This window comes from Lysinibacillus sp. TE18511 (genome assembly GCF_054062295.1).
The window spans coordinates 33,108-45,919 of sequence record NZ_JBSSFD010000017.1; the positions used below are offsets into that span (position 1 = coordinate 33,108).

General features: G+C 37.3%; 14 protein-coding genes. 8 read left to right on the plus strand and 6 right to left on the minus strand.

Annotated features, from left to right (window positions below):
• The first annotated feature begins 136 nt into the window (after window positions 1-136).
• The 5 genes from ACVWXS_RS13730 (at window position 137) to ACVWXS_RS13750 (ending at window position 2,922) form a co-directional block, all read left to right on the plus strand.
• On the plus strand, window positions 137-667 hold the full coding sequence (locus ACVWXS_RS13730) for a tryptophan transporter (RefSeq protein ID WP_456958608.1): 531 nt from the start codon (window positions 137-139) through the stop codon (window positions 665-667).
• Between the two features lie 154 nt (window positions 668-821).
• The gene (locus ACVWXS_RS13735; protein ID WP_456958610.1) at window positions 822-1,217 is read left to right on the plus strand and encodes a YtxH domain-containing protein; all 396 of its coding nucleotides are present in this window, start codon (window positions 822-824) and stop codon (window positions 1,215-1,217) included.
• Between the two features lie 157 nt (window positions 1,218-1,374).
• Window positions 1,375-1,935, plus strand: a complete 561-nt coding sequence (locus tag ACVWXS_RS13740) for an HTH-type transcriptional regulator Hpr (protein WP_068986017.1) — start codon at window positions 1,375-1,377, stop codon at window positions 1,933-1,935.
• A gap of 185 nt (window positions 1,936-2,120) precedes the next feature.
• Entirely contained in the window at window positions 2,121-2,666 is a 546-nt protein-coding gene (locus ACVWXS_RS13745; protein WP_456958612.1) for a DUF3267 domain-containing protein, read from the plus strand.
• A gap of 70 nt (window positions 2,667-2,736) precedes the next feature.
• Window positions 2,737-2,922, plus strand: a complete 186-nt coding sequence (locus ACVWXS_RS13750; RefSeq protein WP_068986019.1) for a hypothetical protein — start codon at window positions 2,737-2,739, stop codon at window positions 2,920-2,922.
• Window positions 2,923-3,317: 395 nt separating this feature from the next.
• On the opposite strand, the gene ACVWXS_RS13755 is transcribed toward ACVWXS_RS13750, so the two are convergent.
• Entirely contained in the window at window positions 3,318-3,437 is a 120-nt protein-coding gene (locus tag ACVWXS_RS13755) for a YjcZ family sporulation protein (protein WP_083227091.1), read from the minus strand.
• Window positions 3,438-3,581: 144 nt separating this feature from the next.
• On the opposite strand from ACVWXS_RS13755, the gene ACVWXS_RS13760 reads away from it, so the two are divergent.
• On the plus strand, window positions 3,582-4,568 hold the full coding sequence (locus ACVWXS_RS13760) for a peptidylprolyl isomerase (RefSeq protein ID WP_456958613.1): 987 nt from the start codon (window positions 3,582-3,584) through the stop codon (window positions 4,566-4,568).
• Window positions 4,569-4,782: 214 nt separating this feature from the next.
• On the opposite strand, the gene yhaM is transcribed toward ACVWXS_RS13760, so the two are convergent.
• From yhaM to ACVWXS_RS13775, 3 genes are read right to left on the minus strand one after another with little or no spacing between them, the layout of a single operon-like run.
• A complete protein-coding gene (yhaM, locus tag ACVWXS_RS13765) occupies window positions 4,783-5,721 on the minus strand; it encodes a 3'-5' exoribonuclease YhaM (RefSeq protein ID WP_068986021.1) in 939 nt (312 codons plus the stop codon).
• Window positions 5,718-8,609 carry an AAA family ATPase gene (locus ACVWXS_RS13770; protein WP_456958615.1) on the minus strand — a complete coding sequence of 964 codons (2,892 nt, stop codon included), beginning with the start codon at window positions 8,607-8,609 and terminating at the stop codon, window positions 5,718-5,720. The genes yhaM and ACVWXS_RS13770 overlap by 4 nt, the downstream gene beginning before the upstream one ends.
• A gap of 5 nt (window positions 8,610-8,614) precedes the next feature.
• Window positions 8,615-9,829, minus strand: coding sequence for a metallophosphoesterase family protein (locus ACVWXS_RS13775; RefSeq protein ID WP_374965298.1), 1,215 nt, complete (start codon window positions 9,827-9,829; stop codon window positions 8,615-8,617).
• A 375-nt stretch (window positions 9,830-10,204) separates the two neighbouring features.
• Between ACVWXS_RS13775 and ACVWXS_RS13780 the strand changes: the two genes are divergently transcribed.
• Window positions 10,205-10,390, plus strand: a complete 186-nt coding sequence (locus ACVWXS_RS13780) for a YhzD family protein (protein WP_368637074.1) — start codon at window positions 10,205-10,207, stop codon at window positions 10,388-10,390.
• A 137-nt stretch (window positions 10,391-10,527) separates the two neighbouring features.
• Here ACVWXS_RS13780 and ACVWXS_RS13785 read toward each other — a convergent pair whose 3' ends face one another.
• On the minus strand, window positions 10,528-11,310 hold the full coding sequence (locus ACVWXS_RS13785) for an enoyl-CoA hydratase (RefSeq protein WP_456958618.1): 783 nt from the start codon (window positions 11,308-11,310) through the stop codon (window positions 10,528-10,530).
• A 138-nt stretch (window positions 11,311-11,448) separates the two neighbouring features.
• Between ACVWXS_RS13785 and trhO the strand changes: the two genes are divergently transcribed.
• Entirely contained in the window at window positions 11,449-12,420 is a 972-nt protein-coding gene (gene trhO / locus ACVWXS_RS13790; protein WP_456958619.1) for an oxygen-dependent tRNA uridine(34) hydroxylase TrhO, read from the plus strand.
• Between the two features lie 83 nt (window positions 12,421-12,503).
• On the opposite strand, the gene ACVWXS_RS13795 is transcribed toward trhO, so the two are convergent.
• Complete coding sequence (locus ACVWXS_RS13795; protein WP_456958621.1) at window positions 12,504-12,737, minus strand: hypothetical protein; 234 nt, start codon at window positions 12,735-12,737, stop codon at window positions 12,504-12,506.
• Window positions 12,738-12,812: the final 75 nt, after the last annotated feature.

A 12,812-nucleotide genomic window follows, 5' to 3' on the forward strand; every position in this document is an offset into this window, starting at 1 on the left:
TAGAAAGCTAAATTGTCAGAATTTTGTATTGCAATTTAAAGATTTATAGCGTACAATCACAAATAAGTTTCGCTAACGGTCATGAGGACACGTTAGGAGACAAAAAAAGATTAGCATAGTCGAGGAGAGATTAGAAATGAATACAAAGAATTTAGTATTAATGGCACTTTTAGTTGGTGTCGGTGCTGCCCTTTATGTAGTTACACCAGGTATGGTAAACGGCATGAAGCCTGATTTCATGCTAACAATGATGTTTATTGGCATTTTATTGTTCCCTACTGTTAAAGAAACGTTTTTACTTTCTTTAGTAACAGGTGTACTTTCAGGATTGTTTACAACGTTTCCTGCCGGTCTTGTTCCCAATATTATCGATAAAGCAGTTACAGGTTTTGTCTTTTTAATTGCCTTACTTGTACTAAAAAAATTGGTAAACAATTTCATAGTATCGGCTGGCTTAGTTGGTTTAGGAACAATTTTATCTGGAACTGTCTTTTTAGCAGTAGCACTTTTTGTGTTCAACGCAAATGTTGGTGCAACATTCACTGTTCTATTTGTAGGTGTTGTATTACCTGCTGTGGCATTTAATGTCATCGCTTTTATAATTATTTATCCAATAGTTACAAAATTAGTGAAACGTTCTAAATTCAATACAGCTATTTCAATGTAATAAAAAGGTGCTAGAAAACGCACTTTAATCTAACAAAGGAAGCTAAACCGTGATACAAAATCACTCGTTTAGTTTCTTTTTTCTTTTTGTATATGAGCATTTCATGGTTTAATAGTAGATAACACATGACAATTACAGAAATGAGGTATTCGATATGAAAGCAAAACCATTTTTATTTGGACTAGCAGCTGGGATCGTTGGCGGGACAATCGCTGTACTTTTTTCAACTCCTCAATCAGGACAGCAATTACGTGCTAATTTGCGTGCAAATGCTGAAAGTACAAAGGACAAACTTTTAGATGTAAAGCAGCAAGTAGATACAGTGAAACATTCTGTTAATTCACTAACAAATGAAGTGAAAAATAATATACCACAAATAGTAAATGATTTAAAACAAACCATTACTACATTTGCAGAAGAAATCGAGCCATCAAAGAATAACTTACAACAAGAAATAGAAGCATTACAGAATTCAATAAACGAAATCGAGAAGAATGTCGCGCAAATCACAGAAAATGGGAAAAAATCAAAAGAAAAAGTTAGAGACTAAAGTCCTTCTAAACCATCAAAAAAATCTATATTTTTATTAAAAATAATTGCTATAATATCATTTTTTAACCACTTTTCAATTTTTTAATTTTTCTAACTTTAAACTTTTTTTCTTTATTGCTATAATATTTTTAAAATGTTAAAGAAAGCAGTAGGTGATGGCTTTGTCAGAGGAATTATATACTCAAAAAGAAGCGATGCTTTATAGTCAAAGAATTGCGCAATTATCAAAAGCCTTATGGAAAGCGGTTGAAAAAGATTGGCAGCAATGGATTAAACCCTACGATTTAAATATTAACGAACATCACATTTTATGGATTTCGTATCATTTAAAAGGGGCTTCAATTTCCGATGTAGCAAAGTTTGGGGTTATGCACGTTTCAACAGCTTTTAATTTTTCAAAGAAGTTAGAAGAGCGTGGATTCCTAAAGTTTTCAAAGCGGGATGACGACAAACGTAATACGTATGTCGAGTTAACAGAAGCAGGTACAGAACTTATTGTTGAAATGAACAGTAATTATCATAATACTTATCATTCTGTGCTCGAAGGCTCGTTAGCTTTAAAAGACTTATATGGTCGCTTCCCAGAATTTTTAGATGTTATGGCTGTTATTCGCAATATATATGGAGAGGACTTCATCGACATCTTTGAGCGTTCCTTCCAACACTTCCGTGATTCCTTTGACACAATGGAAGAACGTTCAACTGTAAAGGGATGAAAGTGAGAGCCAAACGGGCTTTTAGGGGCAGTTACTCGGCAAATTACTGACTTCCGCTGAAAGCAGTTAAAATACATGCTAAAAGAGGTATTTCAGAAATTTCTGAGATACCTCCTTTTTCTTGCATTCTAACAAAAATCAATTTACATTAAATAGGACCCGTTCTATTTAGGAGTTGATAAACTATGCATTGTTGGAAAATTTTAAACCTAGAACATCATTACGGAACAACACGTATTATAATAATGGCTGTATTTGTTTTTTTAACCGTCTTTTCTCTTTCCTATGTGACATTTAATTTATTTAATGACGAGCACTATACAGATCATTTGTTTTGGCTATTTGTTATTGCTATATTAGCACTTTATCCAATTCATAAATTCTTTCACTTTCTAGCATTGTATGATTTACGTCAGCATTTAAAATTGCGTGTGCGTACCCAATTTTATGTTATTCCTGTTCTACACATGCGTATTCATGAACCTTTATCGAAAAATCGTTATATTTTAGCTTTACTCACGCCATTTATTGTTATAAATACAAGCATTTTAATAGGGACACTGCTATTCCCTGCGTATACCCATTATGGTACATTGCTTTTAGCTTACCATTGTAGTCTATGTTTAATTGATATTTTGTATGTGAAATATTTATCAAATTCACCTAAAGACTCCCAAATTGAAGAAACACCAAAGGGCTATGAAATTTTAGTGCCACCCACTATTCACTAAATTGCTTGTACTTGTGTTTTATTGACGTTTTTTGATATGCTATTAATACTGAAAGAGGGGAGGAATAGACTTGCTATTAATGATTGTAGTTCTATTCTCGGTATTCTATTTATTTCAAATCAACCGCATGACATATGCACTGTGCATGCGACGTGAAATTCCCGAAGAAAAACATCCAAAAATATTCCGAACTATAAATATACTTATTACAATTTTACTTGTCTCATTCTATATCGAAATTTTATATGCAGTATAGTTAGAAAGAAAAGTATATCCACGGCCCGTCCACTTGCATGGTGTAAGTTTGACACCACATGTAACAACGCGTTCTGACCAATCTTATTTTCTGGACGTGACCTTAAGCGTGCGGCGCGAATGCCTATATTGTTAAAAAAAGCTAAGGAGATACCCTTAGCTTTTTTTCATTTTCCCCCACATATAACTGACAGTAAGACTAGACTTCAAACTGCTAGGGGTAAACGAGAGTAGTTAGGTTGGGAGCGACTTCCAGTAAATGCCCGATTGGTTCGGGCCACCAGGATGTTGGTCACACAAGCATTTTCACAGGATGTGAAGGTTTTAGCTTGTGTTCCTCTATCCTTTAGGAAGAGGGAAATGAAGTCCCCTCAGAATGAAGTTTTACTTTATCAATTAATATAGGAACGCTGCACCGACAATAATTAATAAAATAAATAACACAACTATTAAAGCAAAGCTTGAGCCTGAACCATAGCCGCCGCCGCCGCCACCGCCGTATCCTCCGCTGCCCATAACTTCACCCCCTTTCTTTTCTATATCCTATGCGCTTCAAAATTTGAATTATAGGCTATACTCAAGGGGGGAACCATTTTGTTTTTAATACGTTTATGTTATAGTAAGCAATGGACGAAACCACGTTAGGAGAGAATATCTACTATGAAAAAGACAGTTTTATCTGTAACATTAGCTGCTTCGGTATTAGCACTTGGTGCTTGTAGCGGAGAAGACAAAGAAACAGTTGTTACTTCAAAGGCAGGCGACATTTCAGTTGCTGACTTTAATGAAACAGCAAAAACTTTAACAGGCTCATTTGTAATACAACAAATGGTGTCTGAGAAATTATTAGCTGATAAATATGAAGTAACAGATAAAGAAATCCAAGAGGCTTATGACAATATGGCTACACAATTTGGAGATAACTTTGACCAAGTTCTGCAACAAAGTGGCTTAACTGAAGAAAGCTTTAAAGAAACTTTACGATTCCAACTTCTTCAAGAAAAGGCTTTAAAAGATAAAGCTATTAAAGAAGAAGATGTAAAAAAATATTATGAACAAATGAAAACAGAGTTAAATGGTCGTCATATTTTAGTGGCAGATGAAAAAACAGCTAACGAAGTCATTGCCAAAATTAAAGGTGGCGCTCCTTTTGCGGATGTAGCAAAAGAATACTCAACTGATACTGGCTCTGCTGAAAAAGGCGGAGAGCTAGGTTGGTTCTCTGTTGGCACAATGGTAGATGAATTTAATGATGCTGCCTATGCCCTAGAGTTAAATACATTAAGTGAGCCTGTAAAAACAAGCTTCGGTTACCACATTATTGAAATTACGGACAAGCGTGATGTAAAAGATGTTGGCTCATATAAAGAAGAAAAAGATAATATTAGTTCACAAATGCTAGCTAAGTTAACGAATACAGGTGAAGATAAGCAGATCCTTAAAGATATCGTTGCAAATCTAGCGAAGGATGCTGATGTAAAAACATCTGATAAAGATTTCAAAGCAGCTATAGCGGACCTTTCAACAACAAGTGAAGAACAAGCTAAAAAAGCTGAAGAAGAAGCTAAAAAAGCTGAAGAAAAAGCAGCTAAAGAAAGTAAAGAAGAAAAAGATAACGCTGAAGATACTGAAAAAGAATCTAAATAGTTATTATAGTACGATATGAAAAAGGGTTACGCTGATACAGGCGTAACCCTTTTTATATGCTGTTTCTTTGAAATAAAGTTTTCTTGTAAATACATCTGTTGAAGCAAATGAAAAGGATTCATTGTGAATGTTATTTCATTTTTTGATTGAAGAGATAAAGCATTCACATCTCTTTTACAATCATCCCCCAACCGTGATGAGACTCAAATCTACATTACTTAATAGCCGGCTTATAAAATGATCGATTATCTAGCGGGAAAAGTCTCTCAGTAAATTCACCTGGCGCAGTTTTACCAAGTGCTCGTGTTAGCATATTCATCTTTGCATCAATATTATCAATGTAATGCAAGATTTCCGCTTCTTGAATCATTGGTTTTTTCGGGCTGCCCCATTCTTCTTTACCATGGTGGGATAGCACCATATGTTGCAATAGCATTACTTCTTCGCCCTCGATCTCTAGTTCACTAGCAATCTTGGCAATTTCATTGACCATAATAGTGATATGGCCAAGTAAGTTCCCCTCAACAGTGTACACTGTTGCAACCGGTCCTGATAACTCAACAACCTTGCCAATATCGTGCAAAATAATTCCTGCATATAACAAATCTCTATTTAATGTAGGATATAGATCAGCAATAGCTTTACCGAGCTTCAACATTGACACCATATGATCCAGTAAGCCTGATGCATAATCATGATGATTCTTTGTTGCAGCTGGATAAACTAAAATAGCATCCTGATGTTTTTTAATAGCTGCTCTGGTAATTCGTGATATATTCGGATTTTTAATATCAAAGAAAAATTGTGTCAACTCTTCATATAATTGTTCTTTTGGAGTTGCTGAGGAAGGAACTAAATCATTAATAGCAATTCCCTCCTCTGGTTTTGCTACACGGATCGCTTTTATACGCAATTGACTTTTGCCACGGTAGTCATGAATTTCTCCACCCACACGTACAATTGCCTCAGCTTGGTACATTTTTTCGTGCTCTTCATTTGTATCCCATAGCTTCGCCTCAATATCTCCACTTTTATCTTGTAATAACAGTGACATAAATGGCTTCCCAACTGTGGTAACCCCTTTTGTCGCTTGTTTAATTAATAAAAATTGATCAACCGATTCTCCAACCTGGAGCGTCGTAATACCCTTCATGTTGACGCCACTCCCCTTTCATTTGCTAGTGCTCCTACATCGACAATTTGGTCTTTCTGCCAATGTTCGAGCATCGCGTCATGGCAAGTAAAATATAAAATTTGACGTTCATATCCTACTTCTTTCATTAATTGTACCATTTTGTCTGTACGGTTTCGATCAAAATGGACAAAAGGATCATCCATAATAAATGGAAATGGGGCAGAAGCTGTAAGCGTTTTGGCCAGTGCCATGCGCAACGAAATATAAGCTTGCTCCTTCGTTGCCTGTGATAATTCTGCCATTTGATAACGTAATCCAGAAACATCGTGTGCAACAAAATAGCCTTCATCATTAATTAGAAGCTGATCGTAACGTCCACCTGTTAACAAATTAAACATTGCATTAACCTCTGTCAAAACATGAGGTAATTTTTCTTCTCTTAAGCGGAATAATGTTTCATGTATCGCAGTAGTCAAGGCTTTTTTTGCAGCCCATTGCCCAATCAGCTGCTGCAACACTGATTTCTCTTGTTCAAACTGTTGAAGCAATTGACCATATTTCTCGTCATTTAGAAGATGCTCCTTCTGAATTTGTAGTGTCGCTCGTTGTTCCAAGCAATGATCTATTGCTAACTGCATTGCGCCTCGCTCCTCCTCTAAAGCAAGGAGTTGTTCATTAAGCTGTTCTTCGTCGATTAATGATTGTTCGTTGTCTACATCCAATGAGACTAGCTGACTCTGAATTGCTTGAAGTTCTGTCTTTATTTTTTGCTGTTGCTCAAATTGTTCATGAATTTCATAATAAACCTTCTCTGATTGAACATTCGCAGCATTAAATAACTGAGTTACTTCAGACTCATAGTTCTCTATATGAGATTGCACACTTTGAATTTTGGTTTGAAGGCTAGCCAACTGCTCTTTTGTTTGTTGGGACATTTGCTGCTCCTGTTGCAAAGTAAGGAGTGCGGTGCGTAAATGCATAAAAATTTCCTGCTCACTATATTCCGCCTTTAACACTCGCTGTGCTTGTTCTACTAGCTCATTTTTCTCCGCTTGTATCGTTTGTAGAAGGGTGCATGTACTCTTCTTCTTCGTTACCAACTCTTGAACACTACGTATGCGCATAAACAGCTCTGGTAATAGTGTTTTTGGTACATTCCCCTCTAGCTTATAGCGCCCTAAAAATTGTTGAAGCGACAGAGTGGCTTCTTCGATCACCAGCTCAGCCTGCTGAATTTTATATTCAAGTTTTACATATTGTCGTTCTTTTTCTTGCTGTTGCTCATTTACATGTAACCATCGATCCTCAAGTCTTTGTTTTTTTAGCAGTATGGTCTGAGCAATATTCTCCTCCTGCTCTAATTCACGTATTTGCTGACTATGTTGTTTACTTGGTGCTTCATGTGCTTGTCTAGCAAATTTTAAATATAAGGTAATGAACAGCGACATAACTGCGCCTATGACAATTACAGCCATATTTTTTTCCAAAACACCATAAATAAACGCAAGTATACTTATTGCTAACATTATGAATATGAAAACACTTGGTTGTTGCTGTTTCGAGCGCTGTGACCTTCCCAAACGCAACTGTTCAAGCTTTCGCTTACGCTGGGGCCACCTTGCTAAAATATGTTCTTCCTCAGTGGATAATGACTCCTGTTTAAGCTGTTGTTGCTGTTGAGCGACTGCATCTAATTCTGCATGTACTTGTTCTAACGAACGCAGATGAAATTTTAGCTCTTCTTCCGCTTCTTCTAATAGGCTTAACTGCCGTTGAAATTGTTCCTCTTGCTGTAATGATACTGTTTCCTCAAGCAAAATATCCTGTGCTGTTTTTTCCTGTACACCTAATAAACGAAACTGTGCTTCTATTTCTTGTTCAAGTAAATACAGCTCGTCCATTAAGTTCTGTTCCTTCACAACTACCTGATTCCATGTTGCTTCTTTATTCAAAAGTCGAGACATTTCAGAAATAGTTTGCTCGTCCACTGTTAACTGCAGTTTATTTTGTAATGCCTGATACTGCTCCTTCAATTGTTCGATTTGTAGTGTTTCATGCACAAGCCGATCCTTTAATTGCTCATAACGCCGGATCCCTTCTGGTGGAAATTGCACATGTTCGTAGCTTTTTAGCATCTGCTCAAAAGCCTTTTGCTGTTTCATAAGTGGCATTGCCTGCTTGAGAATTGTTAGCTGTTGCCAATTTTGCTGTTGCGTTTTTTGCTGACTATATAAACCTTCTAGCCTTTGGGCGAGTTGTTGTAATTGCAATAATTTATATTCAAAGGTCTGAATATTGTCTTGTTCTTGTTTAATTGTGCGTTCCAGCTTTTTTAAATGTTCTAATTTTTGATTAATCAGTGGCACCTTACCTGATTTTTTAAAAAGCTCACTAGCATCTTTGTCCAATTTCTTTTCTAGTGACGATAACTGCTGAATCCCTGTTGTCCCAGAAGCAAGTAATAAATGCGTCAACTCTTCCTCTGACATTTTTTCAATGCCCTGTAGCTCATGTAATGAAAAGGAAAAAATTGACTCAAAGGATGCTCTTGAATAGCCATATAATAGTTTTGCTAGAAGCTCTTCATGCCCCGTTGTTCCGTCTTCCAGATAAACTGTAACATCGCCAACTGCCTTCCCTTTAACACGTTCTATGGTGCATTGCCCATAGGACGGATGACAAATCGTAAGCTGGCCACCAAATTTAGTAGATATCTTTGGCTCATATTTACGTTGCACCTGTTGCCTCGTAGGAAAACCAAAAAGCATTTGTAAAATAAACTGTTGAATAGTGGTCTTGCCCGCCTCATTCATACCATAAAAAATGGTAACACCTTCATGTAAGGAGATTGTGATGTTTTCATGCTTACCAAAGCCATAAATTCGGATTTTTTTTATCGTTAGCATGCTATTCACACCCTTTGAATTTCTTCTGCTAATAACTCTTGTGCGTTGTGCATTAATTTTTTTATATCCTGCTCCGTTAAAGGCTCAATTAGTCTTGCACCACCAGCATGTTGATACAGATCCTTTAAAATATCCTTCCATTCCGAAATATCCCATTGCTCCATTAAGTTCATTACAGATTCAGTTGCGGCAGTATGCTCATACGATGCTGACGATTGATGTAACATGAGCTTTTGCACCCAGCACATCGGTTCAATCCCATCCTCTGCTTCTCGAATAGTTTCTAGCCATGTATCTACTGTGGCATGTTCAAATAAAGATTGTGATTGTTCATCTATATTTTTTAAGTGGAGCTCAACTACAGATGCCCCATACTCTAATCGATTGTGCGTTAGTGCTTCTTCACATTTTCTTAGTAGTTCATTGGCATGAAACACATTCGTACAATCCACCTCTACCGTGTTATAAACAACAGCAGATGTCGGTACAAATTCCATGTCAGTAGTGTTTTGGGATAAGGTTACATCATAGAAGCCTTTTACTCCCTGCTCTTTCCGATGTCGGCTTTGAATATTACCGGGATAAACAATCGGTGGATTTTGGTGTAAATGTTGTCGTTTATGAATATGTCCTAAAGCCCAGTAATGATAGTTTTTTTCAAGAAGTTGATCTTTTGTGAAAGGGGCATAAACATCATGTGTTGTATCGCTAGCCTCACTACCATGAAGCATACCAATATGAATAACATGCTGGTCCTGCGCAACAGGATAACTATCAATCATTGCTGTCTTTATATGGCGTTCACCATAACTGAAGCCATAAATATTAACTTGTTGACCACGTATGTTTAACTGTACAACACTCGTCTCAGCCGGTAACTCATAAACATTGCTAGGTAAGGCAAAGCGCGTCCAAGCACCATTTAAATGATCGTGATTACCATAGCTTAAAATGACAGGAATATTATGCTGAAAGAGTTTTTCCATTGCCTCTTGAAATCTTCTTTGTGCCTGTAAACTACGATTTTCACCATCATATATATCACCGACAATCAGTAAAAAATCAGGTTTTTCCTGAATAGCTTTCTGAATAATTTTATCAAAGGCTTCAAAAGTACTTGTTCGAATTTTTTTAAAATTATAATCAGGTAAACCAAATAAGCCCTTAAATGGACTATCTAAATGTAAATCTGCCATATGGAAAAAACGAATTTCTGACATCCAATCACCTCAAGTAATAGATAATTTATACCTTGACGTCACAATGTCCAGCTTTTTTTTCTAGTGCAATCTTTTATCACTCGCAAAGTAGTATTTAGCACATCAAAGTTGCTACTAAATCATTTTACAATCGCTCTCTGTCTCTTTTTTATGCTGAAACATCCGTGAATCACGCCAAAACCGAATATTTGTTCTATTTTATCATACTTCTCGCTTGATGAGAAATGTATTCATAGAATATTCATCACATCAATAGTATTGCCTTATTTTTTCCACAACTTTCGTAATTTATCAAAATATTCGCTAGTTTTACCGTGAAGTTTATAAACCTTCTATGTATAATGGAATTATATTTAAGTAAAAGGTGGGGTTTGTATGAAGAATTATCGTTTTACGGCTTTCGAACAAACTGGGGAAACATTATTTGATGAAACTTGGACATTCGAAAACGATGAGGCTGCAAAAATTAACGGTCAACAGCAAATCATGGAAAAAGGTGTTGCCAACAAAACTCATCGTCTTGTTAATGCCTCAGGAAAATTAATCTTATTCCATGTCTAACAGTGGCTAGTAAAAGGCACGTAGTAAACTTTACTACGCGCCTTTTACTACTTTGAATTGACTGCCCGTAAATGCCCCATTGGCGAAGACTAATAATCAGTGCGGATTCAGAACCCCCTACTAATTAAAGTTTCACTTTATTTTCCTACGAAAACAGGCGCTCTTTTCTCTACAAATGAATGAATTCCTTCTAAATGATCAGCCGTTTTACGCATTGCTGTCTGCCCCGCTGCTTCCATCGATAATATACTCTCTAATTGAGGTAAATTTTGAGCATGTAGAATTTTTTTAGTCGTAATCATCGATGCAATTGGAGAAGCAAGCATTTTTCCAACTAGTTGGTCCGTAATCGCAAAAACAGTCCCATCTGGTGCAACGTAGTCAATTAACCCTTCATCATGTGCTTCCGATGCAGTTAATACCTTGCCTTCCCAAATCATTTGTTTAGCTTTGACAGTACCCACACGTTCCTTCATAAAGAAATGACCGCCACCATCAGGTACGAGCCCTATACCTATGAAATTCATAGCGAGTTTACTATTTTCACATGCCACAACTATGTCAGCCCCTAACGCTAGACTAAAGCCTAATCCAGCTGATGCTCCATGAACTGCCGCAATGACGATCATCGGTAGCTGGTAATATGCTTTGACAATACGTGTTAAATAAACCATTGCCTCATTAATATTTAGTGGCTTATTTGGATCTAGCATTGCTTTAATATCGCCACCTGCTGAAAAGACTTTTCCTTCCCCGCGAATAACGAGAACTTGTATTTCTTGCTCTTGCTGTAGTGCTTCAAAGCATTCGGCTAGTTCACGCATCATCACATCGTCCATGGCGTTCATGGCATGTGGTCGATTTAATGTTAATGTTGCACGTCGTTCTAATTTTTCTAATGTAATCGTTGAAAATTCCATCCTAACACCCCCAAATATGAATAGTCATTCACTATGTACTATTCGAGTATTTTTAGAAAACTCCTTCTATCCTACGCAAATTTGCACTTGATATGCTATATTTAAGGGCGAATAATGATTTGAAGGTGGTTAAGTATTATGACACAGAAAGACTATCGTATATTACTTTATTATAAATATATAGCTATTGAAGACCCTGCGGCATTTGCAGAAGAGCATTTAGCACTTTGTAACGAATTTGGGCTTCTTGGGCGTATTTTAGTTGGATACGAGGGAATTAATGGAACTGTTTCTGGTACAGTCGAGCAAACCGAGGCTTACATGAATCACATGAAGGCCGACCCACGTTTTAGCGATACTATGTGGAAAATAGATCAAGCTGAAGGGCATGCCTTTAAAAAAATGCATGTGCGACCTCGCCGAGAGATTGTACATCTCGGTTTAGAAAATGATATTAATCCTTTAGAAATAACAGGAGATTATTTATCACCAAAGGAATTTATGGAACGTATGAAGGAAGATCATACGGTAATTATTGATGCACGTAATGATTATGAGTTTGACCTTGGACACTTCCGCGGTGCCATACGTCCAGATATTGAAAATTTCCGTGACCTACCCGCTTGGATGGAGGAACATAAGGAAGAGTTTGATGGTAAAAAGATTTTAACTTACTGTACAGGCGGTATTCGCTGTGAAAAATTCTCTGGCTGGTTAAAACGTGAAGGCTATGGAGAAAGTGTTGGTCAGTTACACGGTGGAATTGCCACGTATGCTAAAGATCCTGAAGTAAAAGGGCAGCTATGGGATGGACAAATGTTTGTCTTTGACCGACGTCGCAGTGTACCGATTAATCAGGTTGAGCATGTGATTGTCGGCAAGGATTTCTTCACTGGTGAACCGACAGAACGTTATACAAACTGTGCAAATCCTGAATGCCATAAATTAATGCTGTGCGAGGAAAAGCACGAGGCCTTTTATATGCGCAGCTGTTCAAACGATTGCCGTCGCGCAGAACGTAACTTCTTCGTTGAAGAAAATGGTTGGACAAAAGAGCAGATTGAGGAACAAATCGCTAAAATCGCTGAGGTTCAAAATTCTTCATTATAATAAAAAAGAGCATCGTCCACTTGTGGGAGATGCTCTTTCCTATTCATATTCTAAAATTCCCCATTTAGTATATTTTCTCATCATCATAACGTGGGGTTGATTTCCGTTCCGACTGGGCGCTTTGTTGCTGACGCTTCGCTTTCGCACAGAGCAAAGCTTCCTGGGGGCGTCCGATGAGCCGCTTCACTCGCGTTGCTCGCTCCAGGGTCTCGGGGCAACAGGATGTTGGTCACGAAGGCGTTATCACAGGACGTGATGGTTTTAGCCTTCGTTCCTCTATCGCTGATCCCCAAGGAGTCGCCCAGTCTCCACTCCAATCAACTTATTTACAGGGCATGCGTTTTAATATACGTATCCCAAAATTTCGGTAATGAGCCAGTATGTTGTCGATA